The following is a 26,121-nucleotide window of genomic DNA, read 5'->3' on the forward strand; positions in this document are numbered from 1 at the left end:
TTTCAGCTCCTTGATCCTTGTGATTTTGCGGACGTGTTCTCAGCGAAAAGTACCTGGCGCCCGATGCAGCAAGGGCCGCGCAGCAATCCGTTGGCGCTGCAGACTGTCACAGGTAAATACCTGCGGTCGTTCAATCAGATAGCCCTGGGCGTAGTCCACGCCAATCTCCTGCAAGGCCTGCTCGATCAACGGTGTTTCGACGAACTCGGCGATGGTCCGCTTGCCCATGACATGGCCGATGTGATTTATCACCTCGACCATGGCACGGTTGACCGGGTCATCCAGCATATCTTTGACAAAACTTCCGTCGATCTTCAAGAAGTCGACGGGTAAATGTTTCAAATAGGCAAATGACGACATCCCGGCACAGAAGTCGTCCAGAGAGAACTTGCAACCCAGGCCCTTCAATTCGTTGATGAATCGGATGGCGCTGCCCAGGTTGGCAATGGCACTGGTCTCGGTGATCTCGAAGCAGATCATGCGTGGTGGGATGGCGTATTCGACGAACAACCGCTGCAGGTACTCGAGGAAATTGTCATCTCCGATACTGGTACCCGACAAGTTGATCGCGCACATCGCCAGCGGCCCGTCCCGGCCCTCGTCCAGGCACTGGCGGATGACCTGGAACACGCTGCGCACAACCCAACGATCCAGGGCCGTCATCAGGCCATAGCGCTCGGCGGCCGGGATGAAACTGTCCGGCAGGATGGTGCGACCGCTTTCGTCGTGCAGGCGCAGCAGGATTTCGATATGGCCTGGGCCTTCGGCAGCTTTCAGCGCGGCGATTTCCTGGCAATAGAGGCAGAAGCGGTTTTCCTCCAGCGCCACATGCAGGCGCTGGATCCAGGCCATTTCGCCAAAGCGCATGGACAATTCGCTGTCGTCGGCGTGGTACACCTGCACTCGGTTACGGCCCTTTTCCTTGGCCATGTAGCAGGCCATGTCGGCAGCGCGCAGCGAAGCCTCGAGCGTGCCCGGCGCCTGGGCCATGTGCACCAGGCCGATACTGACGGTGGTCACGAACGGCCTGCCCTTCCACACGAAATGCAGGCTCTGCACGGCCTGGCGCAGGTTTTCGCCGATGCGCTCGGCCTGTTCGGCCGGGCAGTTTTCCAGCAGCACGCCAAATTCGTCGCCCCCCAGGCGTGCCAGCGTGTCGCCTTCCCGTAGCCCCGACTGCAGCACTGCACAGATGTGCCTGAGCAACTCGTCACCGGCCGCATGGCCGCAGGTGTCGTTGACCAGCTTGAACTGGTCGAGGTCGAGGAACATCAGCGAATGCCGCCCGGCCTGGCGCACCAGGCCATTGAGCGCCTGCTCCAGGCGATATTCGAATTCGCGGCGGTTGGCCAAGCCAGTCAAGGCGTCATGGGTGGCCTGCCACGACAAGTTGGCGATGTACTGGCGCTCCTGGGTCATGTCGTGCAGTACCAGTACGATACCGGCCACCTGGTCGTTGTTGATGATCGGCGAGCCGACCAGGTTGACCGATACCGTGCTGCCATCCAGGCGCTGGATCAGCCGGGCATGCTCGGCGCCGCCCTTGAGGCTGCCACTGAGCACCTGTTCAACCAGCGTGCAGCCTTCGCCCTGCTCCTGCTCGTCGAGCAGGCTGAACAGCGCCCCCAGCGGCAAGCCCTGCGCCTGGCCGGACTGCCAGTGGGTCAGCTGCTCGGCAGCAGGGTTCATGTAGCCGATATTACCGTCGACATCAGCGGTGATCACCGCATCGCCAATCGCCTCCAGGGTGATCTGTGCCCGCTCTTTCTCCTCCCTCAGGGCACTGGCGAACGCCTGACGCTGGGCCAGCAGCTTGCTCGAACGGCGCCAGGCGATGGTGATGAGGAACAGCGCGGTCAACAGATTGGTGACCAGCAGCACCCGCAACAGCATCCGCGAGCCTTCGCCCAAGGCATCACTGAACGCCCTGGCGGCTGGCGTGACACCTTCGTTGATCGCGACGATGCGGCCCTTCCACTCATTGAGCTGGGCGATGCCAACCTGCCCACCGGCGAAACCGTCGTGCATCTCGTTGGCCAGCACATCAAGCTTTTTGAGGTAGTCATCGCCGATGTTCCAGTACTCGATCGCCGTCTGCATGTAGCTGATCTGACGGAAGTTGCGGTAGAACCAGATGATACGGTCGACGTCGTCAGGGTGGTTGCCGCCCTGCAGCACGGCCTGACGGGCGCCTTCCAGGTCAGGGCTGGCCTGATCCAGCAGTTCGCGCAGTTCATGGTCGCCCTGGGGCACGGCCATGACCTGGCGATAGCGCAGAAAGGTGCGCTCGTCGCGGTCATCGGCGTAAAGGTTGAGGTAATAGATGGCGTCTTTCTGCGCCTTGGACCACAGGCTTTCGCCGGCCACGTAGGCACGGACCGCCGACAACGCATAAAGGCTGAGGCTACCCAGCAATACCTGGAACACGACAACGGCGATGAAGGGCCAGATGATACCTACCAACCTTGGCGCTTCTTGAGTGCGATTTCCCTTCATTTAGTCCCTGTCGCAGAGCAGATAAGACTTGAACTCAACCCAGACAAGCACAGCGTAGGCCATTTGCCATCTACGTGAAGGGAAATTTCGAGCTGCAAGCCTCAAGCTACAAGCCACAAGGGAAAGAAGACCCGTGGAGTGGTGACTGTCTGCTAGAGGCTTGCCGCTTATAGCTTGTAGCTCAGCTCAGGTCTGCTGCAGATGCCCATACAACTTGGCATACAGCCCACCCTCGGCAATCAGCTGCTGATGGTCGCCATCTTCGGCCACGTGCCCACCGTCGAACACCAGCACACGGTCAGCCTGTTTCACCGCCGACAAACGGTGGGCAATGATCAGCGTGGTCCGGCCACTGAGGAAACGTGCCAATGCCTGGTGCAGGTTGTACTCGGTGGCGGCATCCAGCGCCGAGGTAGCCTCGTCGAGAATCACCACCTTGGGCTCGGCCAGGACCATGCGGGCAATCGCCAGGCGCTGGCGCTGGCCACCGGAAAGGCGCACCCCCGAACGGCCGACCACGCTGTCCAGCCCTTGCGGCAAGGCGGCAATGGTGGCATCCAGCTGGGCAATGCGCAGTGCCTGCCAGCAAGCCTCGTCGGTGCATTCGCGGCCCATGGTCAGGTTGGCGCGCACACTGTCGTTGAACAGCGACGGGTGCTGCAGCACCACAGCGACGTTCTCGCGCAGGGTTTCAAGGCCGATTTCCTGCAGGCTGGCACCGCCAAAACGGATGCTCCCGGCCTGGGCGCTGTACAGCCCCAGCAGCAACTGCACCAAAGTGCTCTTGCCGCCACCACTGGCACCGACGATCGCTACCTTTTCACCAGGGGCGATGGCGAGGTTCAACTGGTCGAGCACCGGCTCATCGGCGTAGGCGAAGCGCAGGTCGCGCACCTCGATGCCCACCGTTTCGCGACCGGCGAACGGGTCGCTGGCAGCCGCATACTGCGGCTCGTCGGCCCGCGACAACAGCTCGTTCAGCCGGCTCAACGCACCGCCGGCGGCGTAGTAGGCATATTGCAGGTTGAGCAGCTGCTCCACCGGGCCGATCATGAACCACAGGTAGCTGAACACTGCCAGCATCTGGCCAATCGACAGGTCGGAGAACAGCACGGTCAGCATCGCCGCCGCCCGGAAGATATCGATACCGAACTGGAACAGCAGGCCACTGGCGCGCCCACTGGCATCGCTCTTCCATTGCGACTCCACGGCATAGTCGCGCACTTCACGGGCGCGCAGGCCAAGCCGCCCGAGGAAGTAACCCTGGCGGTTGCCGGCGCGTATTTCCTGGATGGCATCCAGGGTTTCCGACAATGCCTGGGTAAAGCGCGAAGTGCTGTCGTTCTCGAGCTTTTTCAGGTGCTTGACGCGCTTGCCCAACTGCACGGTGAAGTAGATCACCAACGGGTTGAACAGCAGGATCAGCAACGCCAGCTTCCAGTGCATCCAGATCAGGATCGCCGCCGTGCCGGTCAGCGTCAGCATGGCCACCAGGAAGCGGCTGAGGGTTTCACCGACGAACTTGTCGAGGGTATCCAGGTCGGTGACCAGATGAGTGGTCACGGTGCCGCTGCCGAGGCTTTCGTATTCCTTGAGCGAAATGCGCTTGAGGCGCTCGATCAGGCGAATGCGCAGGCGGTAGACGATATCCTTGGCCAGCCCGGCGAACAGCTTGGCCTGCACCACGTTGAAGGCCAGCGCCGACAGGCGCAGGCACAGCGTGGCCGCCAGCATCAGGCCGATATAGCCGGCCGCCACCTGCCAGCCGCTCGGCAGCAGGTGATTCATCCATTTCAGTGCGGCATCGCCGTGGCCCAGCAGCACTTCGTCGACCAGCAACGGCAGCAGCAGCGGGATCGGCACGCTGCAGCAGGCCGCCAGCACGGCCACCAGGTTGGCGGTCCAGAGGTTTTTCTTGTGATGCAGGGCCAAGCGGCGGATTTCCGCCCAGCTCAGGCGATCGGGCACAGCGGCAGGCTTCCCTGGCACAGGGTCTGGCGACCCTGGCAGATCAAGCACAGACGGCCTGCTGCAACCAGCGGCCAAGCAGCGGCTGCAGGCTGTCCAGCGGCTGGTAGCCGTTGGTCAGCAGTGCCAGCTGGCCATTGCGTTCGGCCAGCAGGGTCGGGAAGCCGGCGATACCCAGGTCCTGTACCCAGCTGAAGTCGGCTGCGGTGGCGGCGCGGATGTCATGGCTGGCGAAATGCTGAGCGAAGCGCTCGCGGTCGAAGCCAGCCTGCACGGCCAACTCGACCAGTTGCGGGGCGCGGGTGACATCCAAACCCTGTTCATAGAACGAACGCTGGATCAGCGCCAGCAGCGGCCAGACGCGCTCGGCCTCCAGTTCGCGGGCAGTGACCAAGGCGCGGCAGGCCGGCTCGGTGTCGTAGACGAAGCCGTCAGGCATGGCGCCGTCGAAACGGAACGGCTGCCCGGTGGCTTCGGCCACCGCCTGCCAGTGCTCGAGGATGTACTTGCGGGTCGAGCCATCCAGCGCGCTGCCGCCACTGCGCAGGCCACCCGGCACCAGCCGGGTACTGACGCCCGCCTCGGCGGCCTGTGCGACCAGGGCTGCGGCCACTGGCGCGAAACCCCAGCACCAGGAGCACATCGGGTCCATCACATAGATCAGGCGGGCAGTCATGGCTCAAGCCTCGGCTTTGTAGTTGTAACCGATCGGGTGCGGCTGGTTGCGGGCCTTGGCCAGCTCGATCTGCTTCTGCCGGTCGATGGCGCTGCGCCGGGTCTTTTCGCTCAGGGTGTCCCAGCAGTGCGGGCAGCTCACGCCTGGCGAATAGTGCTCGGACTCGCGGTCCTTGGCATCGACTGGGTGGCGGCACGCATGGCACTGGTCGTACTCGCCTTCGCTCAGGTCATGGCGCACCGTGACGCGGTTGTCGAAGACGAAGCAGTCGCCGTCCCAAAGGCTTTCTTCCTGAGGTACTTCCTCGAAGTATTTCAGGATGCCACCCTTAAGATGATAGACCGCCTCGAAGCCTTCACCGAGCATGTAGCTGGACGCTTTTTCGCAACGGATGCCACCGGTGCAGAACATTGCCACCTTCTTGTGCTTGCTCGGGTCGAAGTTGGCCTTGATGTACTCGGGGAACTCCCGGAAGGTCTCGGTCTTCGGGTCGATGGCGCCCTTGAAGGTACCGATGGCCACTTCGTAGTCGTTGCGGGTGTCGATCAGCAGCACTTCGGGGTCGCTGATCAGGTCGTTCCAGTCCTTGGGTTCGACATAGGTGCCGACGGCCTTGTTCGGGTCGACACCCGGCACGCCGAGGGTGACGATCTCTTTCTTGAGCTTGACCTTGGTGCGGTAGAACGGCTGCTCGTCGCAGTAGGATTCCTTGTGGTCGACATCGACCAGGCGAGGGTCGTTGCGCAGCCAGGCGAGCAGGCCGTCGATGCCTTCGCGGGTGGCTGAAACGGTGCCGTTGATGCCTTCGTTGGCCAGCAACAAGGTGCCTTTGACGCCGTTTTCGAGCATGGCCTTGAGCAGCGGTTCACGCAGCTCGACGTAGTCTTCAAGAGTGACGAACTTGTACAGCGCCGCCACGACGATAGCTTGGGACATTCAGGTGGATCTCCAGGTGGTTGCCCTCGTAAGGGGCGGACCGGGTTTGAATTTAAAAAAACATGGGGCCGCTACGCGCCCCTTTCGCGACACAAGGCCGCTTCTACAGGGGAATGCGTATTCCTGTAGGAGCGGCCTCGTGTCGCGAAAGGGCCGCAAAGCGGCCCCCGGATTTTGCAGGATTGTACCAGAACGACGGAAAGGATTCAGTGCCCGCCGCCAGCACACACTGGCGAGGCCGGTGCCACGCCCACCTTGGCCCACTCCTCGGCCGTGTAGGTGTGGATCGCCAGGGCGTGGATCTCACCCATCAGCTCACCCATGGTGGCGTAGACCTTCTGGTGGCGCTTGACGCTGTTGAGCCCGGCAAACTGCTCGCTGACGATCACCGCCTTGTAGTGGGTTTCCTGGCCACGGCTGTGCATGTGGCTTTCGTTGAGCACTTCAAGGTGTTGCGGGGCCAGCGCGGCCAGTTGCTGCTCGATGCGTTGCTGCATGCTCATCGGTTATGGCTCACTTCTTGGCCGGGGCGGCGGCCTTGCCGGCGTTCGGGTCCAGCTCCTTGGTCATGTCGTCGAGCAGCTTGTTGACCACCGGCACGGCCGGTTCCAGGCTGGTCTGGGTCAGCTGGGCCGACTGCTGGGTGACCTTCGGCATTTCACGCAGGACCTTCTTGCCCAGCGGCGACTCGTAGAACTTGACCAGGTCCTTGAGCTCTTGCTCGGTGAAGGTCTGGGTATACAGGTCGACCATCTTCGGCTTCAGCTTGTTCCAGCCAATGGCGTTGTCCAGCGCGGCGTTGGCCTTGGCCTGGTAGCTCTCGAGCACCGGTTGCTTGGAGGCCGGGGCCTTGGTCTGGGCGAAACGCTGGGCAAACATCTGCTGGACCTGCATGTACACCGGAGTGCCCAGCTTGTCGGCATTGGCCAGGGTCAGGAATTTCTCGGCGGCAGCGTTGTGGCTGGCGGTGGCAGCGAGTACCTGGCCGCTGGCACAGGCCAGGGCAACGGCAGCACAGAGGACACGAAGACGGGTCATTGCATTTCCTTCAAGGAGGGGGAGGCGGTACCTCAGAGTAGAGCATTCTGCTCCCGCAGGGTCGCAGCGCTCAAGTGGCACGACGAGCGAATGAACCGCTCGCACGCATGAGGGCCTAAACTGCTGATTCTGACTGACAAAGGAGTGAACGCAGCATGAGCCGTATCGAGACAGACAGCCTGGGCCCGGTCGAAGTTCCTGAGCACGCCTACTGGGGCGCGCAGACCCAGCGTTCGCTGATCAACTTTGCCATTGGCAAGGAACGCATGCCGCTCGCGGTGCTGCACGCCCTGGCACTCATCAAGAAAGCCGCTGCGCGGGTCAACGACCGCAACGGCGACCTGCCCGCCGACATCGCCCGCCTGATCGAACAGGCCGCCGACGAAGTGCTCGACGGCGAACACGACGACCAGTTCCCGCTGGTGGTGTGGCAGACCGGCAGCGGCACCCAGAGCAACATGAACGTCAACGAGGTGATCGCCGGGCGCGCCAACGAGCTGGCCGGCAAGGGCCGCGGTGGCAAGGCGCCAGTGCACCCCAACGATCACGTGAACCGCTCGCAGAGTTCCAACGACTGCTTCCCCACCGCCATGCACATCGCCGCCGCCCAGGCGGTGCATGAAAAACTCCTGCCGGCGATCGCCGAGCTTTCATCGGGGCTGGCCGAGCTATCGGCGCGCCACAGCAAGCTGGTCAAGACCGGCCGCACGCACATGATGGACGCCACGCCGATCACCTTCGGCCAGGAAGTTTCGGCCTTCGTCGCCCAGCTCGACTACGCCCAGCGCGCCATCCGCGCCACCTTGCCGGCGGTGTGCGAGCTGGCCCAGGGCGGTACGGCCGTGGGCACCGGGCTGAACGCCCCGCATGGTTTTGCCGAAGCCGTGGCCGCCGAACTGGCCGCCCTCTCCGGCCTGCCCTTCGTCACCGCCCCCAACAAGTTCGCCGCCCTCGCCGGCCATGAGCCGCTGACCAGCCTGGCCGGTGCGCTGAAGACCCTGGCAGTGGCGCTGATGAAGATCGCCAATGACCTGCGCCTGCTCGGCTCGGGCCCACGTGCGGGGCTGGCCGAAGTGCGCCTGCCGGCCAACGAGCCAGGCAGCTCGATCATGCCGGGCAAGGTCAACCCGACCCAGTGCGAAGCGCTGTCGATGCTGGCCTGCCAGGTACTGGGCAACGATGCGGCGATCGGCTTTGCCGCGAGCCAGGGGCACCTGCAACTGAACGTGTTCAAGCCGGTGATCATCCACAACCTGCTGCAGTCGGTCGAGCTGCTGGCCGATGGCTGTCGCAACTTCCAGCAGCATTGCGTGGCCGGGATCGAACCGGATGCCGAGCAGATGGCGGCGCACCTGGAGCGTGGGCTGATGCTGGTGACGGCGCTGAACCCGCATATTGGCTATGACAAGGCGGCGGAGATTGCCAAGAAGGCCTATGGCGAGGGCAAGACCTTGCGCGAGGCGGCGCTGGAGTTGAAGTACCTGACCAATGAGCAGTTCGACCAGTGGGTGAGGCCGGAGAACATGCTGGCGCCCGGTGGCAAGGGCTGAATGAGGCATCGCCTGTGCCGGCCCTTTCGCGGGTAAACCAGCTCCCACAGGGATTTCACCAGGTTCAAGCCTTTGGGTTCCTTGTGGGAGCGGGTTTACCCGCGAAGAGGCGGGCACAGACAACACATCAACTTAGGCCAGGCGCGCTCTTCTGGCCCGCCACCCGGCCACCAGCGACGGCCCCAAGGCCACCAGGCTCGACCCCGCCACCACGGTCATCGCTCCCACGTACCCCAAGGCATTGATGTCCTCGGCCTGAACATATTCCGGCCACACCACAGCCGCCAGCGCCACCGCCACAAAAGTCACCAGCGGCGTCAGCGCCAGCGTGGCACTCACCCGCGATGCCTCCCAATGCGCCAGCGCCTCGGCAAACGCGCCATAGGCCACCAAGGTGTTCAGGCAGCAGGCCAGCAGCAGCCAACCCTGCACCGGGGTCAATCGCAGTGCCTCCAGCGGATGCACCCACGGCGTCAGCAATGCCGCGCAGGCCAGGTAGATAACCATCATCACCTGCTGCGAATGCCACACCGTCAGCAGCTGCTTCTGGCTCAGGGCATAGAACACCCAGATGCTGGTGGCCAGCAGAACGGTCAGCACCCCCGTGGTATAGGCACCCAGTGAGGTCAGCAGTTCTTCGAGGCGCTGGTTGAAGAACAGGCCAAAACCGCCCAGCAGCACCAGCAAACCGATGCCTTGCCCCAGGCTGAAACGCTCCTTGAATACCAGCACGCTGGCCACCAGCAACAGCACCGGCCCCATCTGCACCACCAGCTGTGCGGTGCCGGGGCTCAGCAGGTTCAGGCCGATCAGGTACAACACGTAGTTACCCATCAGCCCGAACACGGCCACCACGATCAGGGCCCTGCCCTTGGGTGCCAGCTTGCGCAGCGAAGGCAGGCGCCGCTGGGCCGCCAGCCAGGCGAACAGCACGCCGCCGGAGACGAGCAGGCGGTACCAGGTGACCGTCATCGGGTCGACCACCTGCAGCACCTGCTTGAGCTTGATCGGCAGGATGCCCCAGAGCAGCGCGGTCAGCAGTGCCAGAAACAGGCCGTAGCCCCAACGGCCGGAAGTTGTGTGCATACAGTCCTCGAATAAGCCCGTGGTGGGGGTAACCGAATTCTAAGGGCTTGAGGCACAGGCCCGGAGGAAACTACCGGGAAATAAATTCATCGGGTCATTCCCTGATGGCATGCCTGGTCATTTCTTGTGCTTGGCGAAGGCCGCCTCCAAGGCTTCATTGACTGTGCGCAACACTTTCACCCGCGCCCAGCGCTTGTCGTTGGCTTCGACCAGCGTCCAAGGTGCGATTTCGCTGCTGGTGCGATCGACCATGTCACCCACGGCCTGGGTGTAATCGTCCCACTTTTCACGGTTGCGCCAATCGTCTTCGGTGATCTTGTAGCGCTTGAACGGAATCTGCTCACGCTCTTCAAAGCGCTCCAGCTGGGTCTGCTGGTCAATCGCCAGCCAGAACTTGGCCACCACCACGCCGGCATTCACCAGTTGCTCTTCGAAATCGTTGATTTCGGTGTAGGCGCGCATCCAGTCGGCCGGGCTGCAGAAGCCCTCCACCCGCTCCACCAGTACCCGGCCATACCAGGAGCGGTCGAAGATGGTGAATTTGCCGCGCGCCGGAATGTGCCGCCAGAACCGCCACAGGTACGGCTGCGCGCGCTCTTCTTCAGTGGGCGCGGCAATCGGCACAATGCGGTACTGGCGCGGGTCAAGCGCTGCCGCCACGCGGCGGATGGCACCGCCCTTGCCAGCGGCGTCGTTGCCTTCGAACACCGCCACCAGGGCATGCCGACGCATGCGCTTGTCACGCAGCAAGCCGGCCAGGCGGGCTTGCTCGGTGACCAGTTGTTCCTGGTAGTCGTGCTTGTCCAGGCGCAAGGTCATGTCCAGCGCGCCGAGCAGGCTGCGTTTGTCGATGCTCTGGCCCAGCGGGGCGACGTTGGCCTGGTGCTTGCCCTTGGGGTTGTTGGCCAGGGCCGCCTGCAGGCCTTCCAGCAGGATGCGCCCCACCGCCAGGCTGCGGTAGTTCGGGTCGACCCCTTCGACGATATGCCACGGTGCATAGTCGCGGCTGGTGCGGCGCAGCACGCGCTCGCCAAAGCGCACGAAACGGTCATAGGTTTCCGACTGCTGCCAGTCCAGCGGGCTGATCTTCCAGCTGTGCAGCGGGTCGTCCTTGAGCGATTTCAGGCGCGCCTTCATCTGCTTCTTGGACAGGTGAAACCAGAACTTGATGATCAGCGCGCCTTCGTCGCAAAGCATCTCTTCGAGCCGTTCGGCACCGGTGATCGCCTGGTCGAGCACGGCATCCTTGAAGTGGCCATGCACCCGGCCCTGGAGCATCTGGCTGTACCAGTTGCCGAAGAACACGCCCATCCGCCCCTTGGGCGGCAGCGCACGCCAGTAGCGCCAGGCCGGTGGCCGGGCCAGTTCTTCGTCGGTCTGCTGATCGAAGGTGAGCACGTCGATCATGCGCGGGTCCATCCACTCGTTGAGCAGCTTGACCGTTTCGCCCTTGCCGGCGCCTTCGATACCGTTGATCAGCACGATCACCGGGAACCGCGCCTGTTGCTTGAGTTCGTACTGGGCTTCGAGCAGCGCCTCGCGCAATGCGGGGACTTCTGCGTCGTAGGTTTCCTTGTCGATGCTGTGACCGATTTCCGCGGATTCGAACATGCACTGGCTCCTTCATTGGATAAGCAAGACTAGCGGATTTGCGTTGTACCTGTGCAAACCCGGTAGATGACATAAAATCCGCACATCCGCTGCAACCGAGCCAACCATGTCCACCCTTCTTCAACACGCCCAGATCGACTGGGACGACCAGGGCCGCCCCCACTCGCGGCAGTACGACGACGTCTACTTCTCAAAAAACGAAGGCACCGACGAAACCCGCTACGTGTTCCTAGAGCAGACCCGCCTGGCGCAGCGCTTCGCCGACCTGGCGCCACATGGCTGCCTGGTAATCGGCGAGACCGGCTTTGGCACCGGCATGAACTTCTTCTGCGCCTGGCAGCTGTTCGCCGAACAGGCCCATGCCGATGCGCGCCTGCATTTCATCAGTGTCGAGAAGTACCCGCTCGGCCATGACGACATGGCCCGCGCCGTGCGCCTGTGGCCCGAGATGGCGGCCTTCACCGAGCCGTTCCTGGCACAGTACGTGGCGGTTCACCCCGGCTTCCAGCAGTTCAGCTTCGACAACGGCCGGGTCACCCTGACCCTGCTGATCGGTGACGTACTGGAGCAATTGCCGCAGCTCGACGCGCGCATCGACGTGTGGTTCCTCGACGGCTTCGCACCCGCGAAAAACCCCGACATGTGGACCCCCGAGCTGTTTGCGCACCTGGCACGCCTGGCTCACGCCGGTACCGCACTGGGGACCTTCACCACCACCGGCTGGGTACGCCGCGGGCTGATCGATGCCGGGTTCACCATGAAGAAGATCCCCGGCATCGGCAAGAAGTGGGAGGTGATGAGTGGTGTATACACCGGGCATCCATCCGCGGCCGTCGCCGCACCCTGGTACGCCCGCCCTGCCCCCGTGGCAGGCCCGCGCCAGGCACTGGTGATCGGGGCCGGCCTGGCGGGCAGTGCCAGTGCTGCCAGCCTGGCCGCACGCGGCTGGCAGGTAACGGTGCTGGAGCGCCACGCGGCACCCGCGCAGGAGGCTTCGGGCAACCCACAGGGCGTGCTGTACCTGAAACTGTCCGCCCATGGCACCGCCCTGTCGCAGATGATCCTGGCCGGTTTCGGCTACACCCGGCGCCAGCTGGAGCAGTTGCAGCGCGGCCAGGATTGGGACGCTTGCGGCGTGCTGCAGCTGGCCTTCGACAGCAAGGAAGGCGAGCGCCAGGCCAAGCTTGCCGAGGCCTTCGACAACAGCCTGCTGCGTGCACTGAAGCAGGCTGAAGCCGAAGCCATTGCCGGGGTGGCGCTGCCGGCCGGTGGCCTGTTCTACCCGCAAGGTGGCTGGGTGCACCCACCCGCCTTGTGCCAGGCGCAGCTGCAGCACCCGAACATTCGCGTTCAACTCCACCAGGATGTGCTCGAACTACGCAGGGCCGACGGCCTGTGGCAGGCGTGGGAAGGTGAGCGCTTGCTGGCCAGCGCACCGCTGGTGGTGTTGGCCGGGGCTGCCGATGTGCGCCGTTTCGCGCCCTGCGCGCAGCTGCCGCTCAAGCGTATTCGTGGGCAGATCACCCGCCTGCCGGCCACGGAGGCCAGCCGTGCATTGCGCACCGTGGTCTGCGCCGATGGCTACGTCGCACCGCCCCGCCATGATGAACACACCTTGGGCGCCAGCTTCGACTTCCACAGCGACGACTTGACCCCGACGGTAGCGGAACACCAGGGCAACCTGGCGTTGCTGGAAGAGATTTCTACCGACCTGGCCTCGCGCCTGGGTGCAGAGGCCCTCGACGCCACGCAGTTGCAAGGCCGTGCGGCGTTTCGTTGCACCAGCCCGGATTACCTGCCGATTGTCGGGCCGCTGGCCGACCCGGCGCTGTTCGCCGAGGCTTATGCGGTGCTCGGCAAGGATGCGCGGCAGGTGCCGGAGGTGGCGTGCCCTTGGCTGGAAGGGTTGTATGTGAACAGTGGGCATGGCTCGCGGGGGTTGATCACGGCGCCGTTGAGTGGCGAGCTGATTGCCGCCTGGGCCAGTGGTGAGCCGTTGCCGTTGCCGCGGGCGGTGGCTGAGGCCTGCCATCCCAATCGATTCATGTTGCGCAAGCTGATTCGCGGGCAGTGAGAAGGGTGGGCGCGGTATGACGATACGTTTGCAACGCCTGTGAAACCGCGCGCCGCCCGCGCGGCGCATCGCGGATGAATCCGCTCCTACATTTGTTGCAACGTGGCCATGCCTGTGAGGCCATGGTGGTCAGCCGGTTTGCACGGCTCAAGTCATGCGCCAAGGCAGGCAACCATGGCGTTACAGGTTCGGCACGTTGCAATAAATGTAGGAGCGGATTCATCCGCGATGCGCCGCGCGGGCGGCGCTCGATCTCGATGCCCACACAGAACGATCGTCAAACACTTCCACCCCCACCACTGCTTATAACAGATCGATCTAAAACTCCCACAAACCACACAGGTCAGTTCCTTACAGGGTGCCCTAATCCGGGGCACTCATTCCCCAACGGAAAAACCGGTAAGGACTTATGTGCGGATTAGCTGGAGAGTTGCGTTTCACCCCCATCGACCAAGCCCCTCGCCCAGCCGACCTGGCTGCGGTAGAGCGCATAACCCATCACCTGGCGCCCCGAGGCCCAGACGCCTGGGGCTTCCATAGCCAAGGCCCGATCGCCCTCGGCCATCGCCGACTGAAGATCATGGACCTGTCTGACGGCTCGGCGCAGCCGATGGTCGACAACACTCTGGGCCTGTCGCTGGCCTTCAACGGCGCCATCTACAACTTCCCCGAACTGCGCCAGGAGCTGCAGGACCTGGGCTACAGCTTCTGGTCCGAAGGCGACACCGAGGTGTTGCTCAAGGGTTACCACGCCTGGGGCGCGGCCTTGCTGCCCAAGCTCAATGGCATGTTCGCCCTGGCCATCTGGGAGCGCGACAACCAGCGCCTGTTCCTGGCCCGCGATCGCCTGGGCGTCAAGCCGCTGTACCTGTCGCGCAACGGCGAACGCCTGCGCTTCGCCTCGACCCTGCCGGCGCTGCTCAAGGGTGGCGACATCGACCCGATGATCGACCCCGTGGCGCTCAACCACTACCTCAACTTCCATGCCGTGGTGCCAGCGCCACGCACGTTGCTGGCCAACGTGCAGAAGCTCGAACCCGGCACCTGGATGCGCATCGACCGCCACGGTGAAATCGAACGTCAGACCTGGTGGCAGCTGCACTATGGCCCCAACCCGGACGAGCGCGACCTCGACCTGGAGGGCTGGACCACCCGCGTGCTCGACGCCACCCGCGATGCCGTGGCGATCCGCCAGCGCGCAGCCGTGGACGTTGGTGTGCTGCTGTCTGGCGGTGTCGACTCCAGCCTGCTGGTAGGCCTGCTGCGCGAAGTTGGCGTGGATGACCTGTCGACCTTCTCCATCGGCTTCGAGGATGCCGGCGGCGAACGCGGCGACGAGTTCCAGTACTCCGACCTGATCGCCAAGCATTACGGTACCCGCCACCACCAGCTGCGCATCGCTGAGCACGAGATCATCGAGCAGTTGCCAGCCGCCTTCCGCGCCATGAGCGAGCCGATGGTCAGCCATGACTGCATCGCCTTCTACTTGCTGTCGCGGGAAGTGGCCAAGCATTGCAAAGGCGTGCAGAGCGGCCAGGGCGCCGATGAGCTGTTCGCCGGCTACCACTGGTACCCGAAAGTGGACGGCGCCGAGGATGCCTTCGCCGCCTACCGTGACGCCTTCTTCGACCGCAGCCATGACGAGTACCGCGACACCGTCCAGGCCCCTTGGCTGCTGGAAACCGACGCTGCGGGCGACTTCGTCCGCGAGCACTTCGCCCGCCCTGGCGCACCCGATGCCGTGGACAAGGCACTGCGCCTGGACAGCACGGTGATGCTGGTGGACGACCCGGTCAAACGGGTCGATAACATGACCATGGCCTGGGGCCTGGAAGCACGCACGCCGTTCCTCGACTACCGCCTGGTCGAGCTGTCAGCGCGCATTCCGGCACGCTTCAAGCTGCCCGACGGTGGCAAGCAGGTGCTCAAGCAGGCCGCGCGGCGGGTAATCCCCCACGAAGTGATCGACCGCAAGAAGGGCTACTTCCCGGTGCCCGGCCTCAAGCACCTGGAAGGTGCGACCCTGGGCTGGGTGCGCGACCTGCTGACCGACCCGAGCCAGGACCGTGGGCTGTTCAACCCGGCCATGCTCGACCGCCTGCTGAGCAACCCACACGGCCAGCTCACCCCGCTGCGCGGCTCCAAGCTGTGGCAGCTGGCGGCCCTGAACCTGTGGCTCAGCGAACAAGGAATCTGACCGATGAAAGCCCACGAAATCGCTTACGGTCAGCGCCTTCTGCGCGGCCAGGCGCCGTCCTACGAGCGCCTGCAGGCGCGCCTGGCCGGCGACGGCAGCGAGCCCCACGACCAGCCGCGGGCCTTGCACTGTGGCTGGGGCCGCCTGCTGATCGGCCACACCTACCCGGACGCCGCCAGCCTTGCCGCCGCGCTGCAGGACGAACGCCCCGGCGAGCGCGACATCGCCCTGTACGTGGCGGCGCCCCAGCAGTTGCTGGCGCAAGCCCCGCAGCAGCTGTTTCTCGACCCCTCCGACACCCTGCGCCTGTGGTTCACCGACTACCGCCCGGCGCAGCGCGTGTTTCGCGGCTTCCGCGTGCGCCGGGCACAGAACCCCGGCGACTGGCAGGCGATCAATACCCTGTACCAGGCGCGCGGCATGCTGCCGGTCGACCCCGAACGGGTTACCCCGCGCCACCTCGGTGGCCCGGTGTACTGGCTGGCAGAGGATGAAGACAGCGGCGCGGTAATCGGCAGCGTCATGGGGCTGAACCACAGCAAGGCGTTCGACGACCCCGAACACGGCAGCAGCCTGTGGTGCCTCGCCGTAGACCCGCAGTGCACCCGCCCGGGCGTTGGCGAGGTGCTGGTGCGCCACCTGATCGAACACTTCATGAGCCGTGGCCTGACGTATCTGGACCTGTCGGTGCTGCACGACAATCGCCAGGCCAAACGCCTGTACGAGAAGCTTGGTTTTCGCAACCTGCCGACCTTCGCGGTCAAGCGCAGGAATGGCATCAACCAGCAACTGTTTCTTGGCCCCGGCCCGGAAGCCGGCCTCAATCCCTACGCCCGCATCATCGTCGACGAGGCCTTGCGCCGTGGCATCGAGGTACAGGTTGACGATGCCGCTGGTGGCCTGTTCACCCTCAGCCTCGGTGGTCGCCGCATTCGCTGCCGCGAGTCGCTGAGCGACCTGACCAGCGCCGTGACCATGACCCTGTGCCAGGACAAGCGCCTGACCCGGCAGGCCCTGCACAACGCCGGGCTGCAGGTGCCGGCGCAGCAGCTGGCCGGCAATGCCGACGACAACCTGGCGTTTCTCGACGAGCATGGCGCGGTGGTGGTCAAGCCGGTGGATGGCGAACAAGGCCAAGGCGTGGCGGTCAATCTGACCTGCATCGAGGAAGTGACCCAGGCCGTGGAAAATGCCCGCCGCTTCGACAGCCGCGTGCTGCTGGAAAGCTTCCATGCCGGCAGCGACCTGCGCATCCTGGTGATTGGTTATGAGGTGGTGGCAGCGGCGATTCGCCACCCGGCCCAGGTGATCGGTGATGGCAAGCACACGGTCCGCCAGCTGATCGAGGCGCAGAGTCGTCGGCGCCAGGCGGCAACCGGTGGCGAAAGCCGCATACCGCTGGATGACGAGACCGAGCGTACCCTGCTCGGCGTGGGCCTGGGTTACGACGATGTGCTGCCGGCCGGCCAGCGCCTGGCGGTGCGGCGCACGGCCAACCTGCATACCGGTGGCACACTGGAGGACGTGACCGAACGCCTGCACCCGGTGTTGGCCGATGCAGCGGTACGTGCGGCGCGAGCGCTGGAAATCCCGGTGGTGGGCCTGGACTTCATGGTCCGCGATGCCGAGCACCCGGATTACGTGATCATCGAAGCCAACGAGCGCGCCGGGCTGGCCAACCACGAACCGCAGCCGACGGCTGAACGGTTTGTCGACCTGCTGTTCCCTCATAGCCGGCCTCTGGCATGACACATCAATGGCCTCTTCGCCGTTCTCAGGGGATGTGAGATTCCTGTGGGAGCGGGTTCACCCGCGAAGAGGCCAGTACAGGAAACGAGGAATCCCCATGACCGAACGACTCCCCGAACCCGACCTCGACTACCTCAAGCGCGTCCTCCTGGAAATGCTCGCCATCCCCAGCCCGACCGGTTTCACCGACACCATCGTGCGCTACGTGGCCGAACGCCTGGATGAACTGGGCATTCCCTTCGAGCTGACCCGCCGCGGCACCATCCGCGCCACTCTCAAGGGCCGGCAGAGTTCGCCCGACCGCGCCGTGTCGGCCCACCTCGACACCATCGGCGCCAGCGTACGCCAATTGCAGGACAACGGCCGCCTGGCCCTGGCGCCGGTGGGCTGCTGGTCAAGTCGCTTCGCCGAGGGCAGCCGGGTCAGCGTGTTCACCGACACCGGCGTGTTCCGCGGCAGCGTGCTGCCGCTGATGGCCAGCGGCCACGCCTTCAACACTGCGATCGACCAGATGCCGGTCAGCTGGGAACACGTCGAGGTGCGCCTGGACGCCTACTGCACCACCCGCGCCGACTGTGAAGCACTCGGCATTGCCATCGGTGACTTCGTCGCCTTCGACCCGCTGCCGGAGTTCACTGAAAGTGGCCACATCAGCGCTCGCCACCTGGACGACAAAGCAGGCGTGGCAGCCCTGCTGGCGGCACTCAAGGCAGTGGTGGAAAGTGGCCGTCAACCGCTGATCGACTGCCACCCGTTGTTCACCATCACCGAAGAAACCGGCTCTGGCGCTGCCGCTGCCCTGCCCTGGGATGTCAGCGAGTTCGTCGGCATCGACATCGCCCCGGTCGCCCCCGGCCAGGCCTCAAGCGAGCATGCGGTGAGCGTGGCCATGCAGGATTCTTCCGGGCCGTACGATTACCACCTGTCACGCCACTTGCTGAAGCTGGCCGGCGACCAGGATGTCCCGGTACGCCGCGACCTGTTCCGCTATTACTTCAGCGATGCGCACTCGGCCGTGACTGCCGGGCATGACATCCGTACCGCGCTGGTGGCGTTCGGCTGCGATGCAACCCACGGCTACGAGCGGACCCATATCGACAGCCTGGCCGCGCTCAGCCGCCTGCTCTCGGCCTACCTGATCAGCCCACCAGTGTTCGCCAGCGATTCGCAACCGGCCAATGCCTCGCTCGAGCGCTTCAGCCACCAGCTGGAGCACGATGCGCAGATGGAGAGCGACACCCGGGTGCCGGCCGTGGACAGCCTGGTAGGAAACAAAAGCTGATGGGCGCAGAATCGCGTAGCATGCAAGGCCTGATGAACAAGACCGTGCGCTGCCCATGCTGATCCCCTACGACCAACTGCAAGCCGAAACACTGACCCGCCTGATCGAGGACTTCGTTACCCGCGATGGCACCGACAACGGCGACGACACCCCGCTGGAAACCCGCGTGCTGCGGGTGCGCCAGGCGTTGGCCAAGGGCCAGGCGTTCATCCTCTTCGACCTGGAGAGCCAGCAGTGCCAGTTGCTCGCCAAGCATGATGTGCCCCGCGAACTGCTCGACTGACATCGAGCCGTTCGCAGGTGCTGCAGGAGCGGCCTTGTGTCGCGAATGGGCCGCAAAGCGGCCCAGGATATCAGCGGCGACGCCGAGAATACTGGGGCTGCTGTGCAGCGCTTCGCGACGCAAGGCCGCTCCTACGTGGGCCGGCGCAGGTCAATCAGCCTTGCGCTCTGCCGCCGCCTTGATGCGCCGATAGACTTCGGCCCGGTGCACCGACACATTGCGTGGTGCTTCCACGCCAAAACGCACCATGCCATTGCGCGACTCCACTATCTTGATCCGAATATCGTCACCCACAGTGATGACTTCGCCTACTTCACGCCCAATCACCAACATGCTCCGGCCTCCTCGCAACAGGAAAAGTCGCAGAGTGCTTGGGGATATTCGTCTGGACAATACTTCGCCAGCAATTCAGAGCAGGCCTACAAGGCCAGGTAATTTCTCCTACAGACAACGCCTGCAATCAGCGCGGTTGCGCCTTGGCCCGCATCTTTAACGCCATGTCCGCCATCTCGTCGTACAGCCGCTCCGGGGTTTGCCGTTTGAGTTGCCAGGCCTGGCGCCCGGCCTCATGGGGCAGGATCAGGAACTCACCCGCGGCGACTTGTTGATGGATGTAGTCAGCAATATCTGCCGCACTGATCGGTGAGCCCTCCAGGAGTTTGCCGACCTGAGCCTTCATCGCCGGGTTCGGCCCGCGGAAGGAGTCGAGCAGGTTTGTCTGGAAGAACGACGGGCATACCACGTGCACCGCCACTTCAAGCTGGCGCAGCTCCACCAGCAGGCTTTCCGACAGCGCCAGCACACCAGCCTTGGCAACGTTGTAGTTGCTCATCCCCGGCCCCTGCATCAGGGCCGCCATCGAAGCCACGTTGATGATGCGCCCCTTGCTGCGTTCGAGCTGCGGCAGGAACGCCTTGCAGCCTTTGACCACGCCCATCAGGTTGACCGCGATCTGCCAGTCCCAGTCCTCCAGCGACAGCTCGGCGAAGAAACCGCCCGAGGCGACACCGGCGTTGTTGACGATCACATCGATGCCGCCGAACCTTTCTTCGCAGGCCTGGGCCAGGGCAGTGAGCTGGCTGTAATCGCGCACGTCGCAGCGCTGGACGAAGCCATCGCCGCCTGCAGCCCTTGCCATTTCCAGGGTTTCGCGCAGGCCCGCTTCGTTGACATCGGCCAGCGCCAGGCTCCAGCCCTCGCGCGCCCAGCGCAGGGCGATCTCGCGGCCGAGGCCAGAGCCGGCGCCAGTGATCATGATGCGGTTTTGCATGGTGGCACGCCTTGTTCTGACAGGTTGTGCAATGAGTCTAATCAAGGCCTTCGTGGGTGGCAGGGTTCATCAGGATAGTGAATGGGCAGGCATGACTGCGTGGTCAGGTCCGGCCTCTTCGCGGCTAAAGCCGCTCCTACAGGTACTGTACTGGCCTCAGGCCTGAGGTGATCCCTGTGGGAGCGGCTTTAGCCGCGAAGAGGCCGGCACAGGCAGTATTCAAATGGAATCTTTCGCAAGCGGCAGCAGTCCGAATTAGCAAGAGGCCAGCAATCCGAGGCCCTTGACCCTCAACCACGCAAGGACTCCGTCATGACCACGATTCTCATCATTATCCTGATCCTTCTGCTGATTGGTGGCTTACCGGTCTTTCCGCACTCGCGCAGCTGGGGCTATGGCCCATCCGGCATCGTCGGCGTGGTGCTGGTGATTCTGCTGGTGCTGTTGTTGCTAGGCATGATCTAGCCGGCACAAACGAAAAACCGCGCCGAGGCGCGGTTTTTCATTGCCGGATGGATCAGTGCGAAACGGCGCCGGAAGCCCCCAGGCCGGTCTGCGAGCGGACGAACTGCGGGAAGAACTTGGCACGTTCGTCATCCGCGGCCTTGGACTTGTCGGTGACCGAGAAGAACCAGATACCGACGAAGGCGATGATCATCGAGAACAGCGCTGGGTATTCGTACGGGTAGATGGCTTTTTCATGACCAAGGATCTGCACCCAGATGGTCGGGCCGAGGATCATCAGCCCAACCGCACTCACCAGGCCCAGCCAGCCGCCAATCATGGCGCCGCGGGTGGTCAGCTTCTTCCAGTACATCGAGAGCAGCAGCACCGGGAAGTTGCAGCTGGCGGCGATGGAGAACGCCAGGCCGACCATGAAGGCGATGTTCTGCTTCTCGAACAGGATACCCAGGCCGATCGCCAGCACGCCAAGGGCGATGGTGGTGATCTTCGACACGCGGATCTCGTCCTTGTCGTTGGCCTTGCCCTTGCGCCAGACGCTGGCGTAGAGGTCGTGGGAAACCGCCGAGGCACCGGCCAAGGTAAGGCCGGCTACCACTGCCAGGATGGTGGCGAAGGCCACGGCCGAGATGAAGCCGAGGAACACGCTGCCACCCACGGCATCGGCCAGGTGCACCGCCGCCATGTTGTTGCCACCGATCAGGGCGCCAGCGGCGTCCTTGAATTCCGGGTTGGTGCTGACCAGCAGGATTGCACCGAAGCCAATGATGAAGGTGAGGATGTAGAAGTAGCCAATGAAGCCGGTCGCGTACAGCACGCTCTTGCGCGCTTCCTTGGCGTCACTGACGGTGAAGAAGCGCATCAGGATGTGTGGCAGGCCAGCGGTACCGAACATCAGCGCCAGGCCCAGCGAGAATGCCGAGATCGGGTCCTTGACCAAGCCGCCCGGGCTCATGATTGCCTCGCCCTTGGCGTGTACCTTGATCGCTTCGGAGAACAGCGTGTTGAAGTCGAAGCCGACGTGCTTCATCACCATCAGTGCCATGAAGCTGGCACCGGACAGCAGCAGCACCGCCTTGATGATCTGTACCCAGGTGGTGGCCAGCATGCCGCCGAACAGCACGTACAGGCACATCAGGATACCCACCAGGATTACCGCGACGTGGTAGTCCAGGCCGAACAGCAGCTCGATCAGCTTGCCCGCGCCCACCATCTGCGCGATCAGGTAGAACGCCACCACCACCAGCGAACCGGAGGCCGACAGCGTGCGAATTTCCTTCTGCCCGAGACGGTACGAGGCGACGTCGGCGAAGGTGTACTTGCCGAGGTTGCGCAGGCGTTCGGCAATCAGGAAGAGGATGATCGGCCAGCCGACCAGGAACCCGATCGAATAGATCAGGCCGTCGTAGCCGGAGGTGAACACCAGGGCGGAAATACCCAGGAACGAGGCCGCCGACATGTAGTCACCGGCAATCGCCAGGCCGTTCTGGAAACCGGTGATCTTGCCACCGGCAGCGTAGTAGTCCGCCGCCGACTTGTTGCGTTTGGAAGCCCAGTAGGTGATGCCGAGGGTGAAGGCGACGAAGGCCACGAACATGGCGATCGCCGGGACGTTGAGCGGTTGTTTCTGCACCTCGCCGGTCAGGGCATCGGCGGCCCACACGGCGGGTGCGAAGGCTCCGCAGGCCAGTACGGCCAAGGCTTTGGCGTGGCGAATCATTGTTGCGCCTCCTTCAGGATGGCCTTGTTCAGCTCATCGAACTCGCCGTTGGCGCGGCGCACGTAGATGGCGGTCAGGACGAATGCCGAAACGATCAGGCCGACGCCCAGGGGAATACCCCAGGTAATCGACGAGTCAGGGCTGAGCTTGGCGCCCAGAATCTGAGGACCGTAGGCGATCAGGAGGATGAAGGCACAGTAGAGGCCGAGCATGATCGCCGAAAGTATCCAGGCGAACCGTTCACGTTTGCTGACCAGCTCCTTGAAGCGCGGGCTGTTTTGTATCGAGAGGTAAATGCTGTCGTTCATTGTTTTTGTCCTAGCAGCACAGGTAGGGGATGGAACCCACACCCTTACTTTATGCAGCTGTTGGACGCCAACCAGACGACCTTAGTCTTAGATGCAACGGTGTTTTACCGATTGCGTAACAAACAGAGGGGCCTTTCGCGGATAAATCCGCTCCTACAGGCGTTGCATGCCCCTGTAGGAGCGGATTTATCCGCGATGAATCAAAACTGGCCCTAGCGGCAGTTACTTGCCAGTCCACTCCTTCACGCGATCAGGATGCTTGGCCACCCAGTCCTTGGCCGCCGCCTCAGGCTTGGCGCCTTCCTGGATCGCCAGCATCACCTCGCCGATCTCATCCTTGGACTGCCAGCTGAACTTCTTCAGGAAGTCCGCCACTTCCGGTGCCTTGGTCGCCAGCTCCTTGCTGCCGATGCTGTTCACGGTCTCAGCCGCGCCATACACGCCTTTCGGGTCTTCGAGGAACTTCAGCTTCCACTTGGCGAACATCCAGTGCGGCACCCAGCCGGTCACTGCAATCGACTGTTGCTTGGCATACGCGCGGCCCAGCTCGGCGGTCATCGCCGCGCCGGAACTGGCCTGCAGTTTGTACCCGGTCAGGTCGTAGTCCTTGATCGCCTGGTCGGTCTTGATCATCACCCCGGAGCCGGCATCGATACCGACGATCTTTTGCTTGAAGCTGCTGTCGGTCTTGAGGTCGGCAATGCTCACGGCCTTGACGTACTCGGGGACGATCAGGCCAATCTTGGCATCCTTGAAGTTCGCGCCGTAGTCGACCACGTTGTCCTTGTTCTTGGCCCAGTATTCACCGTGGGTTACCGGCAGCCAGGCCGAGAGCATGGCGTCGAGCTTGCCGGTGGCCACACCCTGCCACATGATGCCGGTGGCAACCGCCTGCAGCTTCACGTCGTAGCCGAGTTTCTGCTTGATCACTTCCGCGGCCACGTTGGTGGTCGCCACACTGTCGGCCCAACCATCCACGTAACCAATGCTTACTTCTTTGGCCATGGCCTGTGCAGCGCCCATGGCCAATACCAGGGCGGTGCCCACACCCAGGAAACGGCGCATTCTTGTAAAAGTAGCCATCAAAGCATCCCCTCGTCAGGTCTTGGAGATTGCATCATCTTCCTGCAACAAAGGTCGACCTGCTCCCACTGCGACCTGTACCTGCCCCATATGCGACAGCACTATGCCATTAGCGGCATCGGCCTACGCCGGCCTGCGCGATCCTTGCATGCCAAAGGATTGGCGCCGGGCTACTATCTAACGTTTTGCGCCTGACGATGGACCGCCCGATGCCTGATGCTTCCCGCTTGTTGCTGCCGTTGTACCTGCTCGCCTGCCTGCTTGCCCTGCTCGGCCTGGGGGCGCTCTGGTACGGGCTGGGCAAGCCCGTCGTGCTGCCTGACGCAGCCAGCCCCACGCATAAACTGCAGTGCGCGTCGTACACGCCGTTCGACAAGGACCAGTCGCCATTCGACCAGCCCTTCCGCCTGCGCCCTGCGCGCATGGACGCCGACCTGGCGTTGCTGGCCGAGCGATTCCAGTGCATCCGCACCTATTCCATGACCGGCCTTGAGGCAATCCCGGCGTTGGCACGCAAGCATGGCCTGAAGGTGATGCTCGGGGCCTGGGTCAACGCCAACCCGGTCGACACCGAGAAGGAGGTAGCCGCGCTGATCGCCGCCGCCAATGCCAACCCGGACGTGGTCAGCGCGGTAATCGTCGGCAACGAGGCGCTGCTGCGCAAGGAAGTCACCGGCGAGCGGCTGGCCGCGCTGATCAACACGGTGAAAAGCCAGGTCAAGGTGCCGGTGACCTACGCCGATGTCTGGGAATTCTGGTTGCAGCACCCGCAGGTGGCGCCAGCAGTGGACTTTCTGACCATCCACTTGTTGCCCTACTGGGAAGACGACCCGCGCGGTATCGATGACGCCCTGGTGCATGTCGCCGAGGTACGGCGGGCATTCGGCACCCGCTTTGCGCCCAAGGACATCTTCATTGGCGAAACCGGTTGGCCCAGCGAAGGCCGCCAACGCGAGACCGCCGTCCCCAGCCGGGCAAACGAGGCACGTTTCATTCGGGGGTTCGTCAGCATGGCCGAGGCCAATGGTTGGCACTACAACCTGATCGAAGCGTTCGACCAGCCGTGGAAGCGCGCCAGCGAAGGCGCTGTGGGTGGTTATTGGGGGCTCTACGATGCCGACCGCCAGGACAAGGGAGTGCTCGAAGGGCCGGTCAGCAACCTGCATTACTGGCCGCAGTGGTTGCTGGCAAGCGTGCTGTTGATGGTGGCCACGCTGCTGATGGCCGGGCGCCCTGCTACACCGCTGGCGGCCTTGCTGCTACCGCTGCTGGCCGCCTTTGGCGCGGGCTGCCTGGGTTTGTGGGGCGAGTTGATGCGCACCCATGCGCGGTTTGCCGGGGAATGGCTGTGGGCAGTGGTGCTGGCCGGGTTGAACCTGCTGGTGCTGGCCCATGAAGCTTTGGCCCTGGTGCACCGCACAGGCTGGCGCGAGCGACTGTTCGGTTGGCTACAGGCGTGGGCGGGATGGCTATTGCTGGCGGCGGGGTTTGCCGCGGCGGTGAGCATGCTGGCGATGGTGTTCGACCCGCGCTACCGCAGCTTCCCGAGCGTGGCGCTGGCATTGCCGGCGGTGGTGTACCTGCTGAGGCCGGTGGCTTCACGGCGAGCGGAGGTGGCGTTGCTGGCGTTCATCGTCGGGGCCGGGGTGTTGCCGCAGTTGTATCGGGAAGGGCTGGAGAATCAGCAGGCTTGGGGCTGGGCGGTGGTCAGTGTGTTGATGACTTCGGCCCTCTGGCGAAGCTTGCGGTTTGGCAAACGATTGTAGGAGCGGCCTTGTGTCGCGAAAGGGCCGCGCAGCGGCCCCAGCATTTTCCGCAGTGATGCTGGCATCCTGGGGCCGCTGCGCGGCCCTTTCGCGACACAAGGCCGCTCCTACAAATACCGCGTAGTTTTTCAGGCAACGGTTTGCCGCACCAGCCGCAACCCCGCCAGCACCACCACGAACACCGCAATGCTGGCGGTATACAGCACCAGGGCAGGAATGCCGAACACCAGCGCCAGCACCGCCAGCCACCACCCGACGCGCCCGGTAACTGCCTGCGCGAGCAAGGCCAGCCCGAGCCCGGCCCAGGCCATCACCTGGAAGTGAATGCCCAACCCCAGCAGCGCGCGTATCTGGCACTGCCAGTGGTCGCCTGGCACCGCGCACAACCCGACCCACTGTCCATCTTCCATCAACCCATAGCGCACGCCATAACTGGCCGCGAGCCAGAGCGCCAGAAACATCAGCAGTAGAGCGGCCGGCAGCGATCGAGACATCCCATTCTCCAATAGCGGTAATCGAAATCATCCATGATCACCCAAGCACAGTTCTAAGGCAAAATCACAACC

Annotated in this window: 22 protein-coding genes; 8 read left to right on the forward strand and 14 right to left on the reverse strand. The window is 63.7% G+C overall.

All coding sequences use genetic code 11. From position 1 onward, the window contains the following. Window positions 1–39 precede the first annotated feature (39 nt). The 6 genes from H040_RS14035 to H040_RS14065 all read right to left on the reverse strand — a co-directional run bounded on the left by H040_RS14035 (window position 40) and on the right by H040_RS14065 (window position 7,114). Window positions 40–2,496 (reverse strand): EAL domain-containing protein, encoded by a 2,457-nt coding sequence (locus H040_RS14035; protein ID WP_027918175.1) that lies wholly within the window; start codon window positions 2,494–2,496, stop codon window positions 40–42. Between the two features lie 186 nt (window positions 2,497–2,682). Then, window positions 2,683–4,515: an ABC transporter ATP-binding protein gene (locus H040_RS14040; RefSeq protein ID WP_027918174.1), complete on the reverse strand. Its 1,833-nt coding sequence runs from the start codon at window positions 4,513–4,515 to the stop codon at window positions 2,683–2,685. Beyond that, window positions 4,508–5,140: a DsbA family protein gene (locus H040_RS14045; protein WP_027918173.1), complete on the reverse strand. Its 633-nt coding sequence runs from the start codon at window positions 5,138–5,140 to the stop codon at window positions 4,508–4,510. Before H040_RS14045 ends, H040_RS14040 begins: the two co-directional genes overlap by 8 nt. A gap of 3 nt (window positions 5,141–5,143) precedes the next feature. Further along, window positions 5,144–6,076, reverse strand: a complete 933-nt coding sequence (gene trhO, locus H040_RS14050) for an oxygen-dependent tRNA uridine(34) hydroxylase TrhO (protein ID WP_027918172.1) — start codon at window positions 6,074–6,076, stop codon at window positions 5,144–5,146. A 206-nt stretch (window positions 6,077–6,282) separates the two neighbouring features. Next, a complete protein-coding gene (locus H040_RS14060; protein WP_027918171.1) occupies window positions 6,283–6,579 on the reverse strand; it encodes a BolA family protein in 297 nt (98 codons plus the stop codon). Between the two features lie 10 nt (window positions 6,580–6,589). Continuing rightward, window positions 6,590–7,114 (reverse strand): DUF2059 domain-containing protein, encoded by a 525-nt coding sequence (locus H040_RS14065; protein WP_027918170.1) that lies wholly within the window; start codon window positions 7,112–7,114, stop codon window positions 6,590–6,592. A gap of 155 nt (window positions 7,115–7,269) precedes the next feature. Between H040_RS14065 and H040_RS14070 the strand changes: the two genes are divergently transcribed. Further along, entirely contained in the window at window positions 7,270–8,664 is a 1,395-nt protein-coding gene (locus H040_RS14070; protein ID WP_027918169.1) for a class II fumarate hydratase, read from the forward strand. A 132-nt stretch (window positions 8,665–8,796) separates the two neighbouring features. Here the strand turns inward: H040_RS14070 and H040_RS14075 are convergent, their stop codons facing one another. Together H040_RS14075 and pap are read right to left on the reverse strand one after the other, a co-directional pair. After that, the gene (locus H040_RS14075; RefSeq protein WP_027918168.1) at window positions 8,797–9,750 is read right to left on the reverse strand and encodes a DMT family transporter; all 954 of its coding nucleotides are present in this window, start codon (window positions 9,748–9,750) and stop codon (window positions 8,797–8,799) included. A gap of 117 nt (window positions 9,751–9,867) precedes the next feature. Then, window positions 9,868–11,361 carry a polyphosphate:AMP phosphotransferase gene (gene pap / locus H040_RS14080; protein WP_027918167.1) on the reverse strand — a complete coding sequence of 498 codons (1,494 nt, stop codon included), beginning with the start codon at window positions 11,359–11,361 and terminating at the stop codon, window positions 9,868–9,870. A 106-nt stretch (window positions 11,362–11,467) separates the two neighbouring features. On the opposite strand from pap, the gene mnmC reads away from it, so the two are divergent. The 5 genes from mnmC (at window position 11,468) to H040_RS14105 (ending at window position 18,946) form a co-directional block, all read left to right on the forward strand. Further along, window positions 11,468–13,435 carry a bifunctional tRNA (5-methylaminomethyl-2-thiouridine)(34)-methyltransferase MnmD/FAD-dependent 5-carboxymethylaminomethyl-2-thiouridine(34) oxidoreductase MnmC gene (gene mnmC, locus H040_RS14085; RefSeq protein WP_027918166.1) on the forward strand — a complete coding sequence of 656 codons (1,968 nt, stop codon included), beginning with the start codon at window positions 11,468–11,470 and terminating at the stop codon, window positions 13,433–13,435. 409 nt (window positions 13,436–13,844) lie between these two features. After that, entirely contained in the window at window positions 13,845–15,632 is a 1,788-nt protein-coding gene (locus tag H040_RS14090) for an N-acetylglutaminylglutamine amidotransferase (protein ID WP_027918165.1), read from the forward strand. Between the two features lie 3 nt (window positions 15,633–15,635). Further along, the gene (gene ngg, locus H040_RS14095) at window positions 15,636–17,381 is read left to right on the forward strand and encodes an N-acetylglutaminylglutamine synthetase (RefSeq protein ID WP_027918164.1); all 1,746 of its coding nucleotides are present in this window, start codon (window positions 15,636–15,638) and stop codon (window positions 17,379–17,381) included. A 97-nt stretch (window positions 17,382–17,478) separates the two neighbouring features. Further along, window positions 17,479–18,663 (forward strand): osmoprotectant NAGGN system M42 family peptidase, encoded by a 1,185-nt coding sequence (locus H040_RS14100; protein ID WP_027918163.1) that lies wholly within the window; start codon window positions 17,479–17,481, stop codon window positions 18,661–18,663. A gap of 55 nt (window positions 18,664–18,718) precedes the next feature. Further along, window positions 18,719–18,946, forward strand: coding sequence for a YheU family protein (locus H040_RS14105; RefSeq protein ID WP_003252629.1), 228 nt, complete (start codon window positions 18,719–18,721; stop codon window positions 18,944–18,946). A gap of 150 nt (window positions 18,947–19,096) precedes the next feature. On the opposite strand, the gene csrA is transcribed toward H040_RS14105, so the two are convergent. Then, window positions 19,097–19,279 (reverse strand): carbon storage regulator CsrA, encoded by a 183-nt coding sequence (csrA, locus tag H040_RS14110; RefSeq protein WP_027918162.1) that lies wholly within the window; start codon window positions 19,277–19,279, stop codon window positions 19,097–19,099. Between the two features lie 127 nt (window positions 19,280–19,406). Beyond that, window positions 19,407–20,216 (reverse strand): SDR family oxidoreductase, encoded by an 810-nt coding sequence (locus H040_RS14115; RefSeq protein ID WP_027918161.1) that lies wholly within the window; start codon window positions 20,214–20,216, stop codon window positions 19,407–19,409. 312 nt (window positions 20,217–20,528) lie between these two features. On the opposite strand from H040_RS14115, the gene H040_RS14120 reads away from it, so the two are divergent. After that, entirely contained in the window at window positions 20,529–20,681 is a 153-nt protein-coding gene (locus tag H040_RS14120) for a DUF3309 family protein (RefSeq protein WP_012271016.1), read from the forward strand. A 52-nt stretch (window positions 20,682–20,733) separates the two neighbouring features. On the opposite strand, the gene H040_RS14125 is transcribed toward H040_RS14120, so the two are convergent. From H040_RS14125 to H040_RS14135, 3 genes are all read right to left on the reverse strand, one after another. Further along, window positions 20,734–22,398 carry a cation acetate symporter gene (locus H040_RS14125; RefSeq protein ID WP_027918160.1) on the reverse strand — a complete coding sequence of 555 codons (1,665 nt, stop codon included), beginning with the start codon at window positions 22,396–22,398 and terminating at the stop codon, window positions 20,734–20,736. Further along, window positions 22,395–22,706 carry a DUF485 domain-containing protein gene (locus H040_RS14130; RefSeq protein WP_027918159.1) on the reverse strand — a complete coding sequence of 104 codons (312 nt, stop codon included), beginning with the start codon at window positions 22,704–22,706 and terminating at the stop codon, window positions 22,395–22,397. Before H040_RS14130 ends, H040_RS14125 begins: the two co-directional genes overlap by 4 nt. A 222-nt stretch (window positions 22,707–22,928) precedes the next feature. Next, window positions 22,929–23,789, reverse strand: coding sequence for a glycine betaine ABC transporter substrate-binding protein (locus tag H040_RS14135; RefSeq protein ID WP_027918158.1), 861 nt, complete (start codon window positions 23,787–23,789; stop codon window positions 22,929–22,931). Window positions 23,790–23,986: 197 nt separating this feature from the next. On the opposite strand from H040_RS14135, the gene H040_RS14140 reads away from it, so the two are divergent. Beyond that, window positions 23,987–25,555, forward strand: a complete 1,569-nt coding sequence (locus H040_RS14140) for a glycoside hydrolase family 17 protein (RefSeq protein ID WP_027918157.1) — start codon at window positions 23,987–23,989, stop codon at window positions 25,553–25,555. 128 nt (window positions 25,556–25,683) lie between these two features. Here H040_RS14140 and H040_RS14145 read toward each other — a convergent pair whose 3' ends face one another. Then, entirely contained in the window at window positions 25,684–26,049 is a 366-nt protein-coding gene (locus tag H040_RS14145; protein WP_027918156.1) for a hypothetical protein, read from the reverse strand. Window positions 26,050–26,121: the final 72 nt, after the last annotated feature.

Source organism: Pseudomonas sp. URMO17WK12:I7 (genome assembly GCF_003269045.1).
GTDB classification, from domain to species: Bacteria; Pseudomonadota; Gammaproteobacteria; order Pseudomonadales; family Pseudomonadaceae; genus Aquipseudomonas; species Aquipseudomonas putida_J.

Bases quoted from the DNA above. Each gene is read 5' to 3' on its own strand.
- H040_RS14035 (WP_027918175.1), bottom strand. From the start codon at position 2,496: ATGAAGGGAAATCGCACTCAAGAAGCGCCAAGGTTGGTAGGTATCATC.
- H040_RS14045 (WP_027918173.1), bottom strand. From the start codon at position 5,140: ATGACTGCCCGCCTGATCTATGTGATGGACCCGATGTGCTCCTGGTGC.
- trhO (WP_027918172.1), bottom strand. From the start codon at position 6,076: ATGTCCCAAGCTATCGTCGTGGCGGCGCTGTACAAGTTCGTCACTCTT.
- H040_RS14060 (WP_027918171.1), bottom strand. From the start codon at position 6,579: ATGAGCATGCAGCAACGCATCGAGCAGCAACTGGCCGCGCTGGCCCCG.
- H040_RS14065 (WP_027918170.1), bottom strand. From the start codon at position 7,114: ATGACCCGTCTTCGTGTCCTCTGTGCTGCCGTTGCCCTGGCCTGTGCC.
- H040_RS14070 (WP_027918169.1), top strand. From the start codon at position 7,270: ATGAGCCGTATCGAGACAGACAGCCTGGGCCCGGTCGAAGTTCCTGAG.
- H040_RS14075 (WP_027918168.1), bottom strand. From the start codon at position 9,750: ATGCACACAACTTCCGGCCGTTGGGGCTACGGCCTGTTTCTGGCACTG.
- pap (WP_027918167.1), bottom strand. From the start codon at position 11,361: ATGTTCGAATCCGCGGAAATCGGTCACAGCATCGACAAGGAAACCTAC.
- mnmC (WP_027918166.1), top strand. From the start codon at position 11,468: ATGTCCACCCTTCTTCAACACGCCCAGATCGACTGGGACGACCAGGGC.
- H040_RS14090 (WP_027918165.1), top strand. From the start codon at position 13,845: ATGTGCGGATTAGCTGGAGAGTTGCGTTTCACCCCCATCGACCAAGCC.
- ngg (WP_027918164.1), top strand. From the start codon at position 15,636: ATGAAAGCCCACGAAATCGCTTACGGTCAGCGCCTTCTGCGCGGCCAG.
- H040_RS14100 (WP_027918163.1), top strand. From the start codon at position 17,479: ATGACCGAACGACTCCCCGAACCCGACCTCGACTACCTCAAGCGCGTC.
- H040_RS14105 (WP_003252629.1), top strand. From the start codon at position 18,719: ATGCTGATCCCCTACGACCAACTGCAAGCCGAAACACTGACCCGCCTG.
- csrA (WP_027918162.1), bottom strand. From the start codon at position 19,279: ATGTTGGTGATTGGGCGTGAAGTAGGCGAAGTCATCACTGTGGGTGAC.
- H040_RS14115 (WP_027918161.1), bottom strand. From the start codon at position 20,216: ATGCAAAACCGCATCATGATCACTGGCGCCGGCTCTGGCCTCGGCCGC.
- H040_RS14120 (WP_012271016.1), top strand. From the start codon at position 20,529: ATGACCACGATTCTCATCATTATCCTGATCCTTCTGCTGATTGGTGGC.
- H040_RS14125 (WP_027918160.1), bottom strand. From the start codon at position 22,398: ATGATTCGCCACGCCAAAGCCTTGGCCGTACTGGCCTGCGGAGCCTTC.
- H040_RS14130 (WP_027918159.1), bottom strand. From the start codon at position 22,706: ATGAACGACAGCATTTACCTCTCGATACAAAACAGCCCGCGCTTCAAG.
- H040_RS14135 (WP_027918158.1), bottom strand. From the start codon at position 23,789: ATGGCTACTTTTACAAGAATGCGCCGTTTCCTGGGTGTGGGCACCGCC.
- H040_RS14140 (WP_027918157.1), top strand. From the start codon at position 23,987: ATGGACCGCCCGATGCCTGATGCTTCCCGCTTGTTGCTGCCGTTGTAC.
- H040_RS14145 (WP_027918156.1), bottom strand. From the start codon at position 26,049: ATGTCTCGATCGCTGCCGGCCGCTCTACTGCTGATGTTTCTGGCGCTC.